This window comes from Domibacillus sp. A3M-37 (genome assembly GCF_024213455.1).
Classification (GTDB): Bacteria; Bacillota; Bacilli; order Bacillales; family Domibacillaceae; genus Domibacillus; species Domibacillus tundrae.
In genome coordinates this window covers 90,072-109,183 of the sequence record NZ_JANAVL010000002.1, presented here as the reverse complement: position 1 = coordinate 109,183, position 19,112 = coordinate 90,072, and the positions used below count along the sequence as shown (strand labels likewise).

The 19,112-nt window shown below is 45.4% G+C and carries 21 protein-coding genes; 5 read left to right on the top strand and 16 right to left on the bottom strand.

Annotated elements, in window-relative coordinates; genetic code table 11:
* Positions 1–16: 16 nt before the first annotated feature.
* Both NLX67_RS04575 and fabI read right to left on the bottom strand, forming a co-directional pair.
* Positions 17–397, bottom strand: a complete 381-nt coding sequence (locus NLX67_RS04575) for a spore coat CotO family protein (RefSeq protein WP_254310564.1) — start codon at positions 395–397, stop codon at positions 17–19.
* Between the two features lie 65 nt (positions 398–462).
* Entirely contained in the window at positions 463–1,242 is a 780-nt protein-coding gene (gene fabI / locus NLX67_RS04570; protein ID WP_046179865.1) for an enoyl-ACP reductase FabI, read from the bottom strand.
* Between the two features lie 163 nt (positions 1,243–1,405).
* On the opposite strand from fabI, the gene prpE reads away from it, so the two are divergent.
* Entirely contained in the window at positions 1,406–2,143 is a 738-nt protein-coding gene (gene prpE / locus NLX67_RS04565; protein WP_046179866.1) for a bis(5'-nucleosyl)-tetraphosphatase PrpE, read from the top strand.
* A gap of 54 nt (positions 2,144–2,197) precedes the next feature.
* Here prpE and NLX67_RS04560 read toward each other — a convergent pair whose 3' ends face one another.
* From NLX67_RS04560 to NLX67_RS04545, 4 genes are all read right to left on the bottom strand, one after another.
* Positions 2,198–3,103: an RluA family pseudouridine synthase gene (locus tag NLX67_RS04560; protein WP_254310563.1), complete on the bottom strand. Its 906-nt coding sequence runs from the start codon at positions 3,101–3,103 to the stop codon at positions 2,198–2,200.
* Complete coding sequence (locus tag NLX67_RS04555; RefSeq protein WP_046179868.1) at positions 3,081–3,875, bottom strand: NAD kinase; 795 nt, start codon at positions 3,873–3,875, stop codon at positions 3,081–3,083. Before NLX67_RS04555 ends, NLX67_RS04560 begins: the two co-directional genes overlap by 23 nt.
* A gap of 183 nt (positions 3,876–4,058) precedes the next feature.
* Positions 4,059–4,676, bottom strand: a complete 618-nt coding sequence (yjbM, locus tag NLX67_RS04550; protein WP_046179950.1) for a GTP diphosphokinase — start codon at positions 4,674–4,676, stop codon at positions 4,059–4,061.
* Positions 4,677–4,687: 11 nt separating this feature from the next.
* On the bottom strand, positions 4,688–5,068 hold the full coding sequence (locus NLX67_RS04545) for a UPF0738 family protein (RefSeq protein ID WP_046179869.1): 381 nt from the start codon (positions 5,066–5,068) through the stop codon (positions 4,688–4,690).
* Positions 5,069–5,200: 132 nt separating this feature from the next.
* Here NLX67_RS04545 and NLX67_RS04540 point away from each other — a divergent pair, with 132 nt between their 5' ends.
* The 4 genes from NLX67_RS04540 (at position 5,201) to NLX67_RS04525 (ending at position 7,725) form a co-directional block, all read left to right on the top strand.
* A complete protein-coding gene (locus NLX67_RS04540; protein ID WP_254310562.1) occupies positions 5,201–5,773 on the top strand; it encodes a CYTH domain-containing protein in 573 nt (190 codons plus the stop codon).
* 1 nt (position 5,774) lies between these two features.
* Positions 5,775–6,380, top strand: a complete 606-nt coding sequence (locus NLX67_RS04535; protein WP_046179871.1) for a lytic transglycosylase domain-containing protein — start codon at positions 5,775–5,777, stop codon at positions 6,378–6,380.
* A gap of 122 nt (positions 6,381–6,502) precedes the next feature.
* Positions 6,503–6,901 carry a globin domain-containing protein gene (locus tag NLX67_RS04530; RefSeq protein WP_046179872.1) on the top strand — a complete coding sequence of 133 codons (399 nt, stop codon included), beginning with the start codon at positions 6,503–6,505 and terminating at the stop codon, positions 6,899–6,901.
* 5 nt (positions 6,902–6,906) lie between these two features.
* On the top strand, positions 6,907–7,725 hold the full coding sequence (locus NLX67_RS04525; RefSeq protein ID WP_046179951.1) for a ClpXP adapter SpxH family protein: 819 nt from the start codon (positions 6,907–6,909) through the stop codon (positions 7,723–7,725).
* A gap of 365 nt (positions 7,726–8,090) precedes the next feature.
* Here NLX67_RS04525 and pepF read toward each other — a convergent pair whose 3' ends face one another.
* The 10 genes from pepF to NLX67_RS04475 all read right to left on the bottom strand — a co-directional run bounded on the left by pepF (position 8,091) and on the right by NLX67_RS04475 (position 19,053).
* Positions 8,091–9,905, bottom strand: a complete 1,815-nt coding sequence (gene pepF, locus NLX67_RS04520) for an oligoendopeptidase F (protein ID WP_254310561.1) — start codon at positions 9,903–9,905, stop codon at positions 8,091–8,093.
* A 65-nt stretch (positions 9,906–9,970) separates the two neighbouring features.
* A complete protein-coding gene (locus NLX67_RS04515; RefSeq protein ID WP_254310560.1) occupies positions 9,971–11,089 on the bottom strand; it encodes a competence protein CoiA in 1,119 nt (372 codons plus the stop codon).
* Positions 11,090–11,193: 104 nt separating this feature from the next.
* Positions 11,194–11,835 carry an adaptor protein MecA gene (gene mecA / locus NLX67_RS04510; RefSeq protein ID WP_046179874.1) on the bottom strand — a complete coding sequence of 214 codons (642 nt, stop codon included), beginning with the start codon at positions 11,833–11,835 and terminating at the stop codon, positions 11,194–11,196.
* 214 nt (positions 11,836–12,049) lie between these two features.
* Positions 12,050–12,445 (bottom strand): transcriptional regulator SpxA, encoded by a 396-nt coding sequence (gene spxA, locus NLX67_RS04505; protein ID WP_045850634.1) that lies wholly within the window; start codon positions 12,443–12,445, stop codon positions 12,050–12,052.
* Positions 12,446–12,677: 232 nt separating this feature from the next.
* Positions 12,678–13,259, bottom strand: coding sequence for a GNAT family N-acetyltransferase (locus NLX67_RS04500; RefSeq protein WP_254310559.1), 582 nt, complete (start codon positions 13,257–13,259; stop codon positions 12,678–12,680).
* A 94-nt stretch (positions 13,260–13,353) separates the two neighbouring features.
* A complete protein-coding gene (locus NLX67_RS04495) occupies positions 13,354–14,292 on the bottom strand; it encodes an ABC transporter ATP-binding protein (RefSeq protein ID WP_254310558.1) in 939 nt (312 codons plus the stop codon).
* Entirely contained in the window at positions 14,285–15,361 is a 1,077-nt protein-coding gene (locus tag NLX67_RS04490) for an ABC transporter ATP-binding protein (RefSeq protein WP_254310557.1), read from the bottom strand. The genes NLX67_RS04495 and NLX67_RS04490 overlap by 8 nt, the downstream gene beginning before the upstream one ends.
* 20 nt (positions 15,362–15,381) lie before the next feature.
* Positions 15,382–16,389, bottom strand: a complete 1,008-nt coding sequence (gene opp3C, locus NLX67_RS04485) for an oligopeptide ABC transporter permease (protein WP_254310556.1) — start codon at positions 16,387–16,389, stop codon at positions 15,382–15,384.
* The gene (gene opp3b, locus NLX67_RS04480; RefSeq protein WP_254310555.1) at positions 16,386–17,318 is read right to left on the bottom strand and encodes an oligopeptide ABC transporter permease; all 933 of its coding nucleotides are present in this window, start codon (positions 17,316–17,318) and stop codon (positions 16,386–16,388) included. Before opp3b ends, opp3C begins: the two co-directional genes overlap by 4 nt.
* Before the next feature lie 79 nt (positions 17,319–17,397).
* Positions 17,398–19,053, bottom strand: coding sequence for a peptide ABC transporter substrate-binding protein (locus tag NLX67_RS04475; RefSeq protein WP_254310554.1), 1,656 nt, complete (start codon positions 19,051–19,053; stop codon positions 17,398–17,400).
* Positions 19,054–19,112: the final 59 nt, after the last annotated feature.

The window sequence follows — 19,112 nt, the reverse complement described above, 5'->3', positions numbered from 1 at the left end:
TGAGGCGTTTTTTTTATTATGTGCCGGCAAGACGAATATGAAGAATCTCTGCAATCGGCACCGGAACAATTTCGTGACTTTCTTCATCTAATATCCACACATGTACCTCATCGAATTTTTCAATCGTTCCACGTACAGAACTGTCAGACCATTCAAAGCGGCAGGGGACTGGAATGCGCCGTTTCGCTAAATAGAGGACCTTTTCTGTCGTGTCCATTTCTCGAAAAGGCTTCAAGATGCCGGATGCAGAACCAGGACCCGTCTTTTCCACATCCGGTTTCGCTGTTTTGGCTGGTTCGACTGCGCCCGCTTTCACGACTTCCTGCATAACAGGCTGCACTGGCTGCAAATGCGGCTGCCCGATATAAAGCAATGGTCCGGGTGTTTTTTTCATCATGCATGCACCTCCGCTTTTCGTCCAGTATATGCAAAAAACCGCCCATTATGGACGGTTTTTTAAAATTAGTTGCCTGTAATATGATAGCCGGAGTCAACGTGGATGTTTTCACCCGTAATACCACGGGACATATTGCCAAATAGGAAGACCGCTGCGTCACCGACTTCTTCTTGTGTTGTTGTCCGGCGAAGCGGCGCGCGCTCTTCAATCTGTGTCAGCATATCATTGAAATCGCTAATGCCTTTCGCTGCCAGTGTACGGATTGGGCCTGCTGAAATCGAGTTGACACGGATGCCGTCTTTGCCAAGATCCGCTGCCAAATAACGAACGCTCGCATCAAGAGACGCTTTTGCCACACCCATCACGTTGTAATTTGTAATGACACGCTCGCCGCCTAAGTATGTCAGCGTCACGATGCTGCCACCTTCTGTCATCAATGGTTTCGCGTATTTTGCGACCGCTGTTAATGAATACGCGCTAATGTTGTGGGCAAGCATAAATCCGTCACGGGACGTGTCAACAAAATCGCCATCCAAATCTTCTTTGTTCGCAAACGCGATGCAATGCGCAAGACCATGAATAACGCCTGTTTCTGCTTTAATGGAATTAAAGCATGCTTCAATTGCTGCGTCATCTGCTACGTCGCATGATAAAATGAACGGATCGTTTTGATTTTCAAGCGTTGCCGCCAAGTCGCGTACATTTTTCTCTAACCGCTCGCCTGCATATGTGAAAATAAGGCGTGCTCCTGCCGCGTCAAGTGAACGGGCAATTCCCCAAGCGATGCTGCGCTTATTAGCGACACCCATTACGACAAACGTTTTTCCTTCAAGTGAAAATGACATATATCCGTTCCCCCCATTTATACAAGTTATTAGTACCTAGTGTTAATTTTATCATGAATAGAAAAAAAATCAACGGGTATGGTGCCGGCTTTTGCCTTACTTTTAAATTTTCTCCAAACGGCTTATACTAATGCAGTAAACAAAATGAATAAGGAGCGATTGAATGAAGCTGGATATTATCGGAGATGTACATGGCTGTTTCGATGAGTTTCGCACGCTGACGCGTACGCTTGGATATATGTGGGACGAAGGCATGCCTGTTCACCCGGACGGCCGGACACTTGCGTTTGTCGGCGATTTAACGGACCGGGGACCGGATTCTGTCCGTGTAATGGATATCGTCTGCCGACTGTTTGAAGAGCACGGTGCGCTTTATGTGCCCGGCAATCACTGCAACAAGCTGTACCGGTATTTTCTTGGAAACAATGTTCAGGAAACGCACGGCTTAGAAACGACCGTTGCGGAGCTCGATTCCATGCCTGCCGATGAATACCGTCTGCTCAGAAAACGATTTTTATCCATGTATGAAGAGTCGCCGTTTTATCAAGTTCTTGATCACAATAAACTTGTAATCGCCCATGCCGGCATCCGCGCCGATTACATCGGCCGTCTTGACTCCCGCGTAAAAACATTCGTGCTCTATGGAGACATTACCGGCGAAAAACACGCCGATGGCTCTCCTGTCCGGCACGACTGGGCGAAAAAATATACAGGCGATGCTTATATTGTATATGGACATACGCCTGTTGAAGAGCCGCGTAAAGTTGGCGAAACGATCAATATCGACACCGGCTGCGTCTTCGGCGGCAGACTGACTGGCTTGCGCTGGCCGGAGCGTGAAACGGTATCCGTTGAATCAAAACAGCCGCTCGTCAAGGAGAAATTTCGCTCATTTGACTGAACATAAGATCTTATAAAAAAATACCTCGGCTTCCAATAAGGAAGCTGGGGTATTTTAAAAGGTCATGTTATTCATATCCATTGGCATCGGCATGGAGACGTCAATTTGTTTTTCTGTTAAAGGATGGCGAAACGCAAGTGATCCGCAATGAAGCGCCTGCCGCGTAATTCGCTTCGTGCTGCCCCCGTACAAGTCATCACCGGCGAGTGGATGGCCGATGTAAGCGAGATGAACCCGGATTTGATGCGTCCGTCCCGTTTCCGGCTTCACCGATACGTGCGCAAACGCATCGTATTGCTGTATAACTTGATAACCAGTCCGCGCGTATTGACCGTCCGCGCGTACGATTCGTTCAATAATGCTATCGTCCCGGCGTCCAATAGGTGCTTCGACGACACCGTCTGTTTGTGTGAAAACGCCTTCCGCTAACGCTTCATATTGCCGAAAAACCATTTTTTGTTTTTGCATCTCAGACATTAAATGGTGAACGTAGCGATTTTTCGCCGCAAGAACGATGCCGGATGTGTCACGGTCCAGCCGGGTAACGATATGAGCAGTTGCTTGAATTCCTCGCTCCGCGTACAGTGAAAGCAGACCGGATGCAAGTGAGCCGGCCGGATGTTCACGCGACGGAATCGTATTCATGCCAGCCGGTTTGGCAACAGCGATGAGCGTGTCATCTTCATACAGCACCGGCAAATCCAGCTGCACGGCTTTTATGCCATCTGAGGGCACTTCAGGCGGAAACACAATACGGATAGCATCACCAGCAGACAGCACGTGCCGCACATTCACTTCACGACCGTTCACTTCTATAAGCCCGCCGTTAAATTTAATGTCGGTTAACGCACGCTTTGAAATCGCTTTTTCCTGTAAAAATGTCCGCAGAAGGACACCGTCTTGACCTGCCATCCAGCGCAATTGGAATGGCTTTCCCTTAGCTGCTGACAAAGGAATCATGTACCCTTTTCCAAAATGGGAACGGCCGAAAGCGGGCAAAGCGAATTTTTTCGGAAGCAACCCGGTATTGAATCGATTTGACGTCTTTATGTAAAATCGTTAAATGGTCGATCGTTACTAAAAAGTCTGGCCGGTTGACCGGCTTCAGCATACACGTATGGTGGGCTGGCAAAATAAGCGGCGAACCGACTGTCCGGAACACGCGGTTGTTGATTGACGCCATTTCTGCCAGCTGGAGCGCGCGGATCGACGGATGCAAAATCGCCCCGCCAAGCGCTTTATTATAGGCGGTACTGCCGGATGGTGTCGAAACACAAAGACCATCCCCACGGAAGCGCTCAAAATGCTCGCCGCGAATTTCCACATCCATCACAAGTGTGCCTTCCACGCTTTTCACTGTTGATTCATTCAGCGCTAAATAACGGGTCTCTTTGCCTCCGTCCTGATAACGGATAATCGCTTCGAGAAGCGGATATTCAATGATTTGGTACGGTGTCCGCGCGATCGCGATGACCAGTTTTTCAATTTCATCCGGTGTCCAGTCCGCGTAAAAGCCAAGATGCCCCGTATGCACCCCGACAAATGCTGTTTTATCAAGACGTCCGCTGTAGCGGTGAAATGCATATAAAAGCGTTCCGTCTCCGCCGACGGAAATAACGATATCCGGCTCGCTTTCATCGTATGTCAGCTTAAAATCCGTCAAATAGTTGCGGATTTTGTGCATCAATGCGTTAGACTTGGCGTCTCCTTTTGATGTAATCGCAAATTTCATTCAACCTCACTCCTGCCGATTAATGGTTACTTCAGACTGTTGACAACTGCTCTCTTTCGGCGTCACTTGCCGTGTGTGAATGCTCATGACCCACAAAAGGTCACTCCGTTTCCCAAACGGCGGCGTTCCCTGGGAGATAAGCGTTTTCAATCAGCCTGCTTTATAATTTTTTCTAAACTCTGGTTATTCTTTTTTCTTCGTGAAAAACAGCTGCGCTTCCTGAATTTCTTCGCGTATTAACGACATTTCTTCATCCAGCCGAAAAGCCGCTTCTGCTGCGCGCTGAAGCCGCGTCTGAATTTCTTTCGGAAAATCGCCATTATATTTATAATTCAACGAATGCTCAATCGTCGCCCAAAAGTTCATCGCCAGCGTCCGGATTTGAATTTCCGCAAGCAGCTTTTTTTCGCCGTGAATCGTTTGCACCGGATATTCGATTACAACGTGATACGACCGATAGCCACTTGGCTTTTTATAAGAAATGTAGTCTTTTTCTTCGATAATCTTAAAATCGTTCCGCTTTCGCAAAATCGTCACGACATTTTTAATATCATCGACAAACTGGCACATCATGCGCAGTCCGGCAATGTCCTGCATGTCCCGTTGAATGCGGTCCATTGGAATTTTTTTCGTTTCCATTTTATCCAGAATGCTCGGGACTGGCTTGACACGCCCTGTCACAAACTCGATCGGCGAGCGGTCATCCTCAATTGCAAACTGCTTGCGGATGCCCCTTAATTTCACTTTTAATTCCTCTACTGCCTGCTTGTAAGGCGCTAAAAACTCATCCCAGTTGTCCATCGCGTCCCCCATTAGCGCTGTTCGGCGAAAAAAACACGTTCGACTTTCTCCACCATTTCCTCGCCGTAGTTGCTGTTCCCTTCAATATTGACGATCAAGTCGTTCATTTCTTCATGAAATGACACAAGCGCAAATGTGCCGTCTGTTCCGACTGCTTCAATCGAATGTTCGTCATCAAGCGCTTTTTTCACATCTTCCCACGTGCTTTCATGCAAATATAAGTAGACATAGCCCGGCTCCGCTTCCGCCAAATAAACAAAAGCCGCCTCGTCTGAATCAGTAATCACCTGATTCACCGGGTGCAGGTGCGTAACCTCGACTTCTTCTTCTGATAATAGGCGAAGCGTGTTATCTACCCATTCTGTTTTCGTAAAATGCCATTTCGTTCTCATTAATTCACTTCTCCTTTACAACATCCGTTCATTTAAAACTTCGTAAACATTTTATCACATTTTGTTCTTTCAAACACGGATCGAACAGGATACAATGAGAGAAGATCAATATTGGGAAAAAGAGGCGGAAAAATGAACGAGGAAATTGAAATCGAATTTAAATGCGTCGTCACAAAAACACAATTTGATGAACTCGTGGCGGCTTTCGAGCCGAGACCGTTTCAGAATCAGCACAATCACTACTTTGATACGCCAGATTTTTTATTAAAAGACGCAGGTGCTGCTCTGCGTATTCGTGAAAAAAACAGCAAAGCAGAAATGACGTTAAAGGAGCCCGCGGATACTGGATTGCTCGAGTCAACCGTTTTGCTATCTAAGGATGAGGTTGAATCCGCATTAAACGGGACACTGCCGGACAATGATGTGATAAAACGGGCGTCAAAACGGGCAGGTGCTGCAAACTTTGTTCATTTCGGCACGCTTTCGACCACACGCGCGGAAATGACGTACGGAGACGGATTGCTCGTATTTGACCATAGCACGTATCTCGAACAAGAAGATTATGAAATTGAGTATGAAGCAAAAGACGTGTCTGGTGAAGCAGTCTTTCATCAGCTTTTAACGAAATATGGCATCGATTATATACCGGCTGAGAATAAAATTCGTCGTTTTTATCGTACACTTACACAACATGGAGGAAACTGACGTGGATACAAACTTTTTCAACACGATGATTAACACAACTGTTGCCAAAGCCGCCGGAACCGGAATAACTTCTTCTGTCTTTTCTCCAAATACAAATACAAACAGTGTGTTTGGCTCGATTTTACAGCAGGCGCTCATGCAGGGACTGGAAATTGTTCAGTCAGAAGCAGCCTCTGCTGCGCAGCCGGCGCTTTATACAAAAGCAGGTGCTGATCTTTTATCAGCGCCGAAAACGGATTACGATGATATTATCACTCGGGCTGCCGAGCAGTACAACGTCCCGAAAAAACTAATCCAGTCCGTCATTAAACAAGAATCAAACTTTAATCCAAACGCGGTCAGCTACGTCGGCGCCACCGGGCTTATGCAATTGATGCCGGGCACAGCCAGCTATCTTGGTGTAAACGATTCGACAGATCCGGAGCAAAATGTTTTTGGCGGGACAAAATATTTACGCCAAATGCTCGATATGTTTAATGAAGACATTTCACTCGCACTCGCCGCATATAATGCAGGACCGGGCAACGTAAAAAAATACGATGGCATCCCGCCATTTAGCGAAACACAAAATTATGTGAAAAAAGTAACCGGCTCCTACAATGCGTAGAGCCGGTTTTCCTTTATAAGTAAAAGAATGCTTGGTAGACGTGCCTTCAATCCTATCATTTGTTTTATGACGGAAGCCTTGTTAAAATGAAGATATATTACGAGGGAAAAGGAGTCATATTTATGGCCGAGCAATCCAATGTTCCATACGACATCATTGGCGGGAAACAGCTTTCAGAACTAGTTGACGTTTTTTACAGCCGCGTTTCGCAGCATCCGGATCTTGCGCCGATTTTTCCCGATGATTTAACCGAAACTGCCCGAAAGCAAAAGCAGTTTTTAACACAATTTTTAGGTGGACCTTCTCTATATACAGATGAACACGGGCACCCGATGCTCCGGGCACGCCATATGCCTTTTCCGATCACGCCAGTACGCGCAGCTGCCTGGCTTTCGTGTATGGAAGCAGCAATGGACGATGTGCATGTAACCGGTGAATTGCGTGCTTTCTTTTTTCAACGACTTAAACAAACGGCCTTTCATATGGTAAACCGGCCGGATGATGAGGGTGATGTTCTGTGAATTCAATGCAATTGCCTGATCGGATTTGTTCTGCCCGGCAAAAGCCGCTCGAATTATATGTATTTGTCGATCCGCTTTGCCCCGAATGCTGGGCACTTGATCCGCTCATTCGGAAACTGCAGGTTGAATACGGCCATTACTTTAAATTAAAGCAAGTGTTAACCGGCAAACTGACAGCATTAAATGTGGCAAGGCGCCCTCTCGCTGTTGAACGAAGCGGACTTGCCTGTGAGGAGTCCGTCTGGATAGAGGAGGCAGTCGAATCCCCTTTTCTCGCATCGATTGCGATTAAAGCGGCTGAGCTGCAAGGAAAGCGGGCCGGCAGTAAATTTTTGCGGAAGCTTCAGGAACAGCTTTTTTTAGATAAAGAAAATATAGCGGACTTGGCGGTATTAAGCCGCTGTGCTGAAGAAGCAGGTCTTGATAAAGGTGAGTTTTTAAACGATATTTATTCAGCCGGTGCCACAAAAGCGTTTCAATGCGATTTAACGATTACATGTGAAATGGATGTAGATGAAGCACCGACGATTGTTTTCTTTAATGAACGGATTGAAGATGAAGGCATTAAAATTGCCGGCCTGTATTCATATGACATTTACGTGCAGATTTTGCAGGAAATGCTGGAGGAAATACCGGAACCGCTTGATCCGCCTTCTCTTGAAGAATTTATGCAGTATTTTCGAATTGCCGCAACCAATGAAATAAGCGGTGTCTATGATTGGACAGATGCACAAACAGAGTGCGAAATGAAAAAATTGCTCTTGCAGCGAAAAGTCCGCAAAATCAATACGAAACACGGCACTTTTTGGGAATACGTAAAATGAAAAACGCCAGCGCGGATGCTGGCGTTTTTTACTGCCTTCATTTTGAGGAACGGTGGGTTTCGTGACCAATATTGTTTGGTTCATGGCTATTTGCTTCATTTCGTGGCCAATTCTTATATTTCGTGCCCAAATCCAATTTAGCTCATCTTTCTTTCTGCAACAGAAAAAGCCCCGCCGAAGCGGAGCTTTTCCCTACGAACAAAGGGGATGGGAGAAATTTTTCACGGTCAAACAAAGGGGTATATGTTTGTTTGTGATCAACTTCACGACATCATCGTACCATGTATGGCACATTTTTTGCAAGAGATGCCTCTCCTGTTCACAATTTTGTCAAAATAATGGATTTGACAGCGTTAACTAACAAATTAACCCAGCAGATTTTCCATTTCTTCTAGCGATTCTTCAAATACACGGCAAGCCGCTTCAATGGCATCAGCTTCTGTCATATCAACGCCAGCCCGTTTCAATACCTCAATCGGATCTGACGCGCTGCCGGCTTTTAGAAATTCATTAATATAGCGCTCTGCCGCCGGCTCTCCATCTTTTAAAATTTGGGAAGACAATGCAATAGCGGCGCTTAACCCGGTTGCATATTGATACACATAATAATTGTAGTAAAAATGCGGAATGCGCGCCCATTCCAGTGCAATTTCTTCATCAATGACCATATCGTCGCCGAAATACTTTTTATTCAGTTCGTAATAGGCTGCGCTTAACCCATCCGCTGTCAGTGCTTCACCGTTTTGTGCTTTTTCATGCACTAAATGCTCAAATTCAGCGAACATCGTCTGGCGGAATACAGTGCCGCGGAATGTTTCAAGAAAATGATTCAGCAAGTAGATGCGTTTTTTCTCATCTTCGGTTGTTTTCAGCAAGTAGTCGTTTAAAATCGATTCATTGCATGTTGACGCCACTTCTGCAACAAAAATCGAATAATCCCCATAAATGTATGGCTGATTTCCACGTGTGTAGTAGCTGTGAATGCTATGGCCAAATTCATGCGCCAGCGTAAACAAATTGTTCACGTTATCCTGCCAGTTCATTAACACGTATGGATTCGTGCCATATGCGCCTGATGAATACGCCCCGCTTCGTTTTCCTTTATTTTCAACGACGTCTACCCAGCGGCTTTGGAGACCTTTTGTTAAAATATCATTGTACTCTTTCCCAAGCGGCTGCAAGCCTTTTTGAAGCAAGTCTTTCGCTTCGTCATACGTGACGTCAAATTTGCCTTCTGCCACCAATGGTGTGTACAAATCGTACATGTGCAGCTTGTCTAGGCCGAGCACTTTTTTGCGCAGCGCCACATATCGGTGCAGGAGCGGCAGATTTTTATTAATTGTACTGACTAAATTGTCGTATACCGCTTCCGGAATGTGGTTGCGCGATAGCGCAGCCTCACGTGCACTTCCGTAGTTACGGACTTTTGCCGAAAAATTATCTTTTTTAATTTGACCCGACAGCGTCGACGCAAATGTATTTTTAAATTTCTCGTATGTCGCATAAACGGCTTTAAAGGCTTCTTCACGCACACGGCGATCAGATGATTCCAAAAAACGCACATAGTTGCCATGTGTAATTTGCACGTTTTCCCCGTTTTCATCTTGAATAACCGGAAACTCAAGGTCGGCGTTATTCAGCATACCAAACGTTGTACTAGATGAACCGAGTACATCCGATGCCTGTGCCAGCAAATTTTCTTCAGCAGCGGACAATATGTGCGGCCGCTGTTTGTTTAAATCATTGAGCACTTTTTCATACAGCCGAAGCGGCTCATAGGACGCAACAAAGCCATTCACTTTTTCTTCATCGATCAACAAAATTTCCGGATCCGCAAACGAAAGCGCACCAGCAATTTGTGTGTAGAGCATTTTTGCCCGGTCATTCATTCCTTGATAATGCGCATTTTGTGTATCTTCGTCGTAACGCATATGCGCGTAAGTGTACAGCTTGCCCATTCGTTCAAGCAATGCATCCTGCCAGGCGAAAAAAGAATGCATCTGCTCCGCGCTGTCACCGAGCGTACCATTATATGACGCAGCTTCTCCGGCGAGCATCTGAATTACTTTAAACTCTTCTTCCCACAACTTATCCGTTTCAAAAATGTCTTCAAGACGCCATTTTAGCTCTTCTGCTACTTCAGAGCGAGCCGGAAGCTGTTTCACTTGATTGTCTGCCATTCAAAAAACCTCCCTTTCTGTATAACCATTCTCCTTCCTTATTATATATTCCTTTCTTTTTCACCTCAAAAAATTAGCTTACTGATAACAGTTGCACTGAACGTATTCATAAATGCTTTTTCATTTTGCAGCTTTGCCCCCATTGACGTGCTGTCCGTTAAATTCTCTTCCCCCAACAAATAAAGCAGTGCTGTATATTCTTTCGCCGCCGTCTCTGCTGTCATTCCATCTGCGAGCGGCAATAGCTGCTCTTTTAAGTGACCAAGTTCAATCCGTTGCCGTACTGTTTCATCTGCCGGCCGCTTCTTCCAATCCATCAAAATATAAAACTGCCATTCAGCCGGGTGATTACGGATTGCCATGCCACTCCGAACCGGCAATCCGATTTGTTCCGGAAGCAAATATGGATTACGCCCTTCTGCGTACACTGCTTTAAAAAATGGGTGACGGCGGGCATTTTGAAAGTAAAGCGCCCGGTCCATCCACTTCCGCTTTTCATCAAAAAACGCGTTTAAGGAAAAAGCATGCTTTCCTTTAACCTCGGCAGACGGCGGAAAAGACATGTCTTTCATTTTAATAAAACGCCGTTCTGCTGCACAAAGCGACGGCGTTACCGGAATAATCCGTCCGTAAACCGTAAAACCTTTTCTATCAGGACAGTAAGAAATGAAGTAAAAGCCAAGCTGTGGATGATAGCGCAAAAAAAGCCGCTGAAAAGGTGTCAACTTAATATAACTCCCTTTTCTCTCTACCGGCTTGCCGCCATAAATCCAAAACGGAGTCATGCCGCGCGTCGTGTATTTATCTGTCCGTTCTTTAAACAGCGCAGCAGAAATCGTTGAACATTGAAATTCGACAGCGATTTTCCCGGATAAAATATCGGGACGCTGCGAGCCATCAGGAAGGCGCGCTTCCATTTTGGCATCCGCTGTTGTCGTGATCCATTGAAATAAGTCTGCTTTTCCGGCAAGATGCCGGGGAGATTCATGTTCCGAGAAAGAGTCACAAGAAGATTGGGACGTGTGGGCAAAATGGGGAATATTGACGTCACCCGCTTTGACAATCAAGGAGCCGCCGCATTGCGGGCAAAAATGGGGAATTTCTTTTAGATGAATCGCTAATGACTTCGCTTCTGGTCCAGCCAGCACAACGGATCGTCCGTGTGCATCAACTGCCGACAGCATAAACATCCTCTCCTTTCTTAGTGTACGATTCGACAATACTCCGCAAGTTCCTTCTTTTTTTCATAAAAAAACACCCTCTTGATAACTCATCAAGAGGATGCGGATTATGAAAAGTATTGACGAACCGTCTGGAACACATTTTCCGGCATAACGCATTTGCCGTATTCCTGAAGTGTATGGATCGTCATGCGGGATTCGTGTGTATATTCAAGCAGCATGCTGAGCGCATCGTCGATCTCTTCTTCCTGAAAGCTCTCTTCGTTAAACTCAACAAATAAGTAATAGCGATTTTCGTGGGCATACAAGGAAGTGGTTAAGTGATCGAGACCGCCGCGGCTGCTAAGCGCAATCACGTCTTCAAAATCACGGAAAGCAAGAACGAAATCAAGTGGTGAATCGTCTTCTTCCGAACGATCAAAATGCTCTTCCAACAAGTCTTCAATCTGGCCGCTTACATCCATTTTATCGCTTGTGAAAGGCAGCTCCAGGCGCTGTCCATCTTTCGTCAAATTCGCCTGTGTCACTAAAATTTCGAGTCCTTTATCAAGTGCATGCACTTGAATCCAAAGCGGTCCATCCACTGTGAAATCTTCTTCGTCGTGGACTTCCTCCATCATATCCCAGAACAGTTCTTCGCTGCGTTCCCGGTTATACCAGATTTCTTCGCGGTCAAAGCCCCGTTCTTCTATATCAATGTATGATATGAAAAACTTCACCGTATTATCATTAATGCGTTCAATCTCCATTGTGCGGTCTCTCCCTTCCATTTAGAGGGTTCACAGGGTTGCGGAAACAAATGCCCCATCCCTTTGTTCTATTGTATGATAAACAAGATGTAAATGAAAATAGAAAGACTCCGTTGTCTGCACATTCTAACTGAATTTTTTGCATTCTTCAAGTCAAAATAAACAAAAAATAAAAAAAATCCCTGCATATCGAGCAGGAATCTTTCTTTGTTAATTAATTAACCATACGCTGAGCTTCAAGCAGCTGGAATGTGCGGACTTTCCGCGGTAAGAAGCGACGAATCTCATCTTCATTATATCCAACTTGCAGACGCTTTTCATCCATAATAATTGGACGGCGAAGCAAGCCTGGGTTTTGGCGAATCAGTTCAAACAAATCTTGAAGCGGAAGTGTTTCAAGATCAACATTCAATTTTTGGAAAATTTTCGAACGTGTTGAAATGATTTCATCCGTTCCATCCTCCGTCATACGCAAAATCTCTTTAATTTCATCAATGCTTAATGGTTCTGAGAAAATATTGCGTTCCACGTAAGGAATTTCGTGCTCTTCTAACCATGCTTTCGCTTTTCGGCAAGATGTGCAGCTTGGTGATGTGTATAGTGTAACCATTCCTCATTCACACTCCTTAAATAAAATGTATAATACCTGTCAATTTGAGGAATTGAACGTTCATGGAGATTTCAAGTGTAAGTGAAACTCCTCAACAACCGGCTACGTATGTATTATACCACGAAATGACAACCAATTGAATATCATTTTCATTTATAAATACGAAATATATTTGCTTACAAATACATTGTACCCGGAGTATGTGTCAACTAAACGTCAAAGCTTCATTTTTTCAAACTTTTTCAAATGGTTCAAGAATGTCTTCATTTCTCTCTTCCTTAAAAGAAAGCGCTTCGTCTGCTGGCGCAAATGATGCCCCGTAAATTTCTTTGTCCTTATACTTATGAATATCACGGTACGTCTGCACCATTGCTTCATAAATAGCTTCTTCATCCGCCGCGTTCGGACTCCAGTAAAGAATTTCCATAACCGTCTCCTGGCCGGTTGCCAGCGAACGGCGGCGATAGCCAATTTTCGATGCATGCTGAAATTCTTCACGTGCGTAAAAACGAAGGCGTTTTTCCGTATCGGTTTCATCATATTGTACCGGTTCGACCTCGAGGATGACCGGTTTGTTTTTCGACTTTAGCTTATCCATTAATTTTCTGCCAAGACCTTGCCCGCGTGCATCCTTAGACACAAAAAGATAGTCGACGAAAACAAACCCGTTAAACTCCACGTAAATGAGTACGTGATTCGGTCCCTCATCTTTATGATATACGTCGCCTCGTTCGCTCAGCAATACGTCCATCTGTTCTTTTGATTTCATTTCTTCAATCGGAAAGTATTGATTTAATTTTTCATACCAATTCATGCATTTCTCCTTCGTATTACTGTATTTTGTCCTTCTTATATAGTATAAACATATTTCCGCGCTTTAAACAAACCACTATGAGAAAAACGGCCGTTTAACGGGCCGTTTCATATGTTTCCTGGTACTTTTTCATTTCTTTTTCCGAAGAGTAAACGTAATGTCCTGGTGCTACCTCGCGCATTTCCACTACATCGTCTGCACTGTACCCGTGCACATCTGGAGAGTAAACTTTACGTGTGCGGCTGCGTTCATAATCCGGGTCTGGCAGCGGAATCGCCGACAGAAGCGACTTCGTATACGGATGAAGCGGATTTTTGTACAACACGTCACTCGGTGCAAGTTCAACAAGCTTGCCAAAATACATAACACCAATCCGATCGGAAATGTATTTAACCATCGATAAATCATGAGCGATAAACAAATACGTTAAGCCTTTTTCTTTTTGCAGCTTTTTCATCAGGTTAACGACCTGTGCCTGAATCGATACATCCAATGCCGAAATCGGCTCATCGGCGATGATAAAGTCTGGCTCCACCGCTAGTGCACGGGCGATGCCAAGACGCTGACGCTGTCCACCGGAGAATTCATGCGGATACCGGCTTGCGTGTTCCTGGTTTAAACCAACTGTCTCAAGCAGTTCGTATACTTTTTTCATCCGCTCTTCTTTGGACTTAGCTAATCCGTGTATATCAATGCCTTCTGCGATAATATCCGCGACTTTCATGCGTGGATTTAGCGAAGCGTAAGGATCCTGAAAAATCATTTGCATTTTGCGGTTAAACTGCATTAATTCTTTTCGCGACTTTTTCCCGTGCACATTTTCTCCGTTAAACAGCACCTGGCCGTCAGTTGCGTCGTACAACCGGATCATTGTCCGCCCGGTGGTAGATTTCCCGCAGCCGGATTCCCCGACAAGACCAAGCGTTTCCCCTTTGTAAATATCAAAGGAAACATCGTCAACTGCTTTGACCATATTTGGCTTTCCTTCATTAAAATATTGCTTTAACCCTTTAATTTCGAGAAGTTTATCCATTGTCTACTCCCTCCCCGGCCAGTATTGGCTTTTCATAATTCCCCGGCAGCGAGCGGCGCTGCAGCTTTACAATTTCAGGTGGTTCTACATGCGGTGCCTGTTCATGCAGCAGCCACGATTTTACAAAATGCGTGTCCGATACCTTGTATAGGGGCGGCTCCTGTTCAAAATCAATGGTCATTGCATATTCGCTTCTGAGGGCAAACGCATCGCCTTTTGGCGGATTAATCAAGTCTGGCGGTGTTCCGGGAATTGCGCGAAGCTCTGCCTCGTGGTCGGTGTCTGGACTCGGCATGGAGGAAAGCAGTCCCCATGTATATGGATGTCTTGGGTCATAGAAGATTTCATCAACTGTGCCTGTTTCAACAATTTGCCCGCCATACATAACGGCTACACGATCGGCCACATTTGCGACCACCCCAAGGTCATGGGTAATAAAAATAATCGCTGTATCGATCTTTTTTTGCAATTCCTTCATTAATTCTAAAATCTGCGCTTGAATCGTGACATCAAGAGCCGTTGTCGGTTCATCCGCGATCAACACTTTCGGGTTGCAAGCAAGCGCGATCGCAATCACGATCCGCTGGCGCTGGCCGCCGGAAAACTGGTGCGGGAACTGCTTCATGCGCATCTCCGGGTTTTGCAGGCCGACCAGCACTAACAGTTCAGCTGCCCGCTTGTGGGCTTCCTGCTTGCTCAGCTTTTGGTGCTTCATAAGCGGCTCCATAATTTGCTTGCCAATTTTCATCGTTGGATTCAAGGATGTCATCGGATCTTGAAAAATCATCGACATTTCTTTCCCGCGAATTTTTTCCATTTCCCTTTCAGACAGACGGGCAAGATCCCGGCCGTCAAACAAAATCTGCCCTTGCTTAATACGGCCAGGCGGGTTTGGAATCAGCCTCATAAGCGCTTTTGTTGTGACCGATTTGCCCGAGCCGGATTCCCCGACAATCGCAAGCGTTTCTCCTTTTTCTAAATGAAAATCGACTCCTCTTACCGCCTGCACTTCACCGGCGTGCAAATCAAACGATACGTGCAAGTCTTTTACATCTAATACCTTTTCCATTCAAACGTCCTCCTTTCTTGTTACTTTTTCATTTGTGGATCTAACGCGTCACGAAGGCCATCCGCCAGCAGGTTAAAGCTTAAAATCAGCAAGCTGATAATGATGGATGGGATAAGCAGCATATGCGGATACAGCTGCATCGACTTAAATCCGTCGTTTACAAGTGAGCCAAGTGAAGCTTCCGGCGGCGCAATACCAAGGCCGATAAAGCTTAAGAACGCTTCGGTAAAAATCGCACTCGGGATCGTAAACATCGTTGTGACAATAATCGGGCCCACGACGTTCGGCATTAAATGCTTCCAAATCAGCCGGCTTCCTGATGCACCAAGTGTTCTTGAAGCGAGGACGAACTCTTGATTTTTCAGCTTCAGAAACTGGCCGCGGACAATGCGGGCCATACTTACCCAGCCGGTGATCACCATCGCCATCGTAATGGAGAAGATGCCGGGTTCAAACACAAGAATAAATAAAATCACGACAATCAAATGAGGAATACCCATGAGGATCTCAATAATCCGCTGCATGACGTTATCCACGCGGCCGCCGTAAAATCCGGAAATACCGCCGTACGCAATTCCGATTATAAAATCAATCGCTGCGGCAAGAACCCCAATATAAATGGAAATGCGCGTTCCGTACCAGGCACGTGTCCATAAATCCCGTCCAAGGTCATCGGTCCCAAACCAGTAGTATTGCTCTACCCCTTTTGATTCGTACAGATCGAAGCCGTCTTTATCACGGCCGTCAAACGGCAGCCAGTGAATGTTTTCAAGAGCGGCAATCTTTGGCGGAAGTTTTGCATGGGCAATGTTTTGTTCTTTGTACGTATAGTCACTCATGGACGGCCCAAAAATCGCCATGAACAGAATGATCAAGATCAGGATCAACCCGGCAATCGCGCCTTTGTTGCTTCTGAGACGAATCCAGGCATCATGCCAAAAATTCAAGCTCGGACGGCCCATTTGCTCGGCTTCATGTGTACGCGATCCTTGAATATCAAATAATTTCGGATCAAGCTTTTGGCTCATTTCCGGTCACCTCCACTTACACGAATACGCGGATCAATAATGCCGTATAAAATATCGACAATAAATACAACAGCAATAAACAACACACTGTAAAACAAAGTAATTCCCATAATGACCGTATAATCATTTGTGTTAATGGAACGGACAAACTGCTCTCCGATTCCTGGAATCGCAAAAATCCGTTCGATAACAAGCGAGCCTGTCATAATGTTGACAGCGAGCGGGCCGAGCAGCGTAATGATCGGAATGAGTGCATTCCGCAGCGCATGCTTGACCATAATAACCGGTGCACTGATACCTTTTGCCCGCGCAAGCATAATGTAGTCTGAGTTTAATACTTCAAGAAGCTCCGAGCGCATGTACCTTGCGACAGTCGCAATAACAAAAACGGACAAGGACAGCGTCGGCAGGATTGTGTATTCAAACCCTTCCCATGAAGCGACCGGGAACCACTGCCACTCAACGCCGAAGTAATATTGAAGAAGACCGGCAAAAACAAAGGACGGAACGGAAATACCGAGTACCGCTATCGTTGTCGCCGTGTAGTCCCAAATGGTGTTGTGCTTTAATGCAGCAATCACACCTAAAATAATGCCAACAATTGTCCCGAAGACAATCGCTTGAAAACCAAGCTCCGCTGACGGTCCGATTCGTTCCGCAATCATTTGCGCAACCGGTCGGTTGTCATATTGAAACGACAGGCCCAGGTCCCCTTTCAGCAAATTCGTCATATAGTTTACATATTGAATAGGAAGAGGATCATTCAGTCCATATTTGTCCAAGATAAGTTCCTGCTGTTCCGGAGATAAACGTTCTTGATTCGTAAGTGGCGAGCCAGGGAGGAGTTTCATTAAGAAGAAGGTAATGGTTGCGATAATGAACAATGTCAGCACCATATAAAATAGTCTTTTTAATGTGTATTTCACCATGACTTGTCCCTCCTTTGCGTCATTTTTTTAATAGGGAAAAGGAGAGCAGGCCGGCTGGCCGTACCCTCCTTTGCTTTATTTAGCGTGTGACAGACGTCCATTTAAGCGAGAAGTCCGCTCCAAACTTATGATAAAGAACGCCTTCCACTGCCGGTTTTGTCAAATACGCACGTGCGCGCTGATATACAGGCGCAAACGCTGCATCTTCAAGCATGAGTTTTTCTGCTTCAACAAGTGCATCCCAACGAGCCTGCTCATCTGTTAGAAGCGTTGTTTTCGCATCTTGAACGAGCTTGTCTACTTGCGGGTTTGAATAACCAGATTGGTTATGCGCACCGTCTGTAACAAACATGTCGATGAATGTCATCGGATCTGGATAATCCGGACCCCAGCCTGCAAGAGACGCTTCGTAGTTCATGGATGATTCTAGGTCAAGCTTTTGCTTGAACGGCTGCAGCTTAATGTTAACCTTTAAGCCTTCAAGGTTCGTTTCAAGCTGTTCTTTTAAATATTCAGTTATTTTCTTTGATACATCGTCATCATAGCTTAACAACTCAAGCTCCACTGTATCCTGGCCAAGTGCTTCTTTCGCTTTTGCCCAGTGCTCAGCTGCTGCTGCCTGATCGGTTTCCAGATAAGATCCTGCTGTTTCACGGAAGTCTTTTCCGTCCGGACCTTGAACAAATTCAGATGGAACGAGGTAATTCGCTGGTACCGAACCATTGTTTAACAACGAATCTGTAATACCTGTTTTATCAAAGCCCATCGCGATCGCTTTCCGTGCGTCTGCATTTTTCAGTACCTCATTTGATGACTGGTTCAAGCGAAGGAAGAATACGGATGCTTCTTTCACAGTTTGGAAGCCTTCTTCTTCTTTATACTTGTCCACAAATTCCGCAGACAATTTCACGCGGTCTAATTCGCCGCTTTCATAAAGGTTTACATCTGTTTGCGTATCTTTCACGATCTTCGTATTAACGGTTTCTAGCTGAACGTTTTCAGCATCCCAATACTCAGGGTTCTTTTGCAAAACAAATTGATCTTCATGCTTCCACTCTTTCATTGTAAACGGTCCGTTGTACAAAACAGTGTTTGCTTCAAGACCGAATTGATCGCCTTGTTCCGTTACATACGCTTCGTTTTGCGGATAGAATGTCGCAAATGTGAGAAGCTCTTTGAAATAAGGAACCGGGTTTTCTAATTGAATTTCGAGTGTTTTCTCATCTAAAGCTTTTACGCCAAGCTCTTCAGGCGCCATTTCACCTGCGTTTACAGCGGCTGCATTTTTCAAATCATACATGATGTACGCATACTCTGCTGCTGTATCCGGGTTCAACGTTTTGCGCCAAGCAAAAACGAAATCGTTCGCTGTGACAGGCTCACCGTTTGACCAGTTCGCATCACGCAGCTTAATTGTCCACGTTTTGCCATCTTCACTGATTTGAGGCTCACCTTCTGCCATGCCTTCTACTGCTTCGTCATCTTCACCAAGACGATAAAGCCCTTCCATTACGCTATTCAGCGTATTAAATGATACCGCATCTGTTGCCAGTGACGAGTCCATCGACGGGATATCCTGCGTTTCAGTCAAATTAAGGACGTTGTTTTCTCCTCCACCATTGTCTGATGTCTGACCACTATCGCTAGAATTAGATGAACCGCCGCCGCACGCTGCGAGAATGGCGCTTACTGTAAGCATCAAAACAAGGAAAATCGACAATTTTTTCTTTTGCATTGATTGTGCCTCCTTCTATTTTATTTTCGACCTTCTTAATAATTCAGAAGATTTGTTAA

Bases quoted from the DNA above. Each gene is read 5' to 3' on its own strand.
- NLX67_RS04575 (WP_254310564.1), bottom strand. From the start codon at position 397: ATGATGAAAAAAACACCCGGACCATTGCTTTATATCGGGCAGCCGCAT.
- fabI (WP_046179865.1), bottom strand. From the start codon at position 1,242: ATGTCATTTTCACTTGAAGGAAAAACGTTTGTCGTAATGGGTGTCGCT.
- prpE (WP_046179866.1), top strand. From the start codon at position 1,406: ATGAAGCTGGATATTATCGGAGATGTACATGGCTGTTTCGATGAGTTT.
- NLX67_RS04560 (WP_254310563.1), bottom strand. From the start codon at position 3,103: ATGATTCCTTTGTCAGCAGCTAAGGGAAAGCCATTCCAATTGCGCTGG.
- NLX67_RS04555 (WP_046179868.1), bottom strand. From the start codon at position 3,875: ATGAAATTTGCGATTACATCAAAAGGAGACGCCAAGTCTAACGCATTG.
- yjbM (WP_046179950.1), bottom strand. From the start codon at position 4,676: ATGGACAACTGGGATGAGTTTTTAGCGCCTTACAAGCAGGCAGTAGAG.
- NLX67_RS04545 (WP_046179869.1), bottom strand. From the start codon at position 5,068: ATGAGAACGAAATGGCATTTTACGAAAACAGAATGGGTAGATAACACG.
- NLX67_RS04540 (WP_254310562.1), top strand. From the start codon at position 5,201: ATGAACGAGGAAATTGAAATCGAATTTAAATGCGTCGTCACAAAAACA.
- NLX67_RS04530 (WP_046179872.1), top strand. From the start codon at position 6,503: ATGGCCGAGCAATCCAATGTTCCATACGACATCATTGGCGGGAAACAG.
- NLX67_RS04525 (WP_046179951.1), top strand. From the start codon at position 6,907: ATGCAATTGCCTGATCGGATTTGTTCTGCCCGGCAAAAGCCGCTCGAA.
- pepF (WP_254310561.1), bottom strand. From the start codon at position 9,905: ATGGCAGACAATCAAGTGAAACAGCTTCCGGCTCGCTCTGAAGTAGCA.
- NLX67_RS04515 (WP_254310560.1), bottom strand. From the start codon at position 11,089: ATGCTGTCGGCAGTTGATGCACACGGACGATCCGTTGTGCTGGCTGGA.
- mecA (WP_046179874.1), bottom strand. From the start codon at position 11,835: ATGGAGATTGAACGCATTAATGATAATACGGTGAAGTTTTTCATATCA.
- spxA (WP_045850634.1), bottom strand. From the start codon at position 12,445: ATGGTTACACTATACACATCACCAAGCTGCACATCTTGCCGAAAAGCG.
- NLX67_RS04500 (WP_254310559.1), bottom strand. From the start codon at position 13,259: ATGAATTGGTATGAAAAATTAAATCAATACTTTCCGATTGAAGAAATG.
- NLX67_RS04495 (WP_254310558.1), bottom strand. From the start codon at position 14,292: ATGGATAAACTTCTCGAAATTAAAGGGTTAAAGCAATATTTTAATGAA.
- NLX67_RS04490 (WP_254310557.1), bottom strand. From the start codon at position 15,361: ATGGAAAAGGTATTAGATGTAAAAGACTTGCACGTATCGTTTGATTTG.
- opp3C (WP_254310556.1), bottom strand. From the start codon at position 16,389: ATGAGCCAAAAGCTTGATCCGAAATTATTTGATATTCAAGGATCGCGT.
- opp3b (WP_254310555.1), bottom strand. From the start codon at position 17,318: ATGGTGAAATACACATTAAAAAGACTATTTTATATGGTGCTGACATTG.
- NLX67_RS04475 (WP_254310554.1), bottom strand. From the start codon at position 19,053: ATGCAAAAGAAAAAATTGTCGATTTTCCTTGTTTTGATGCTTACAGTA.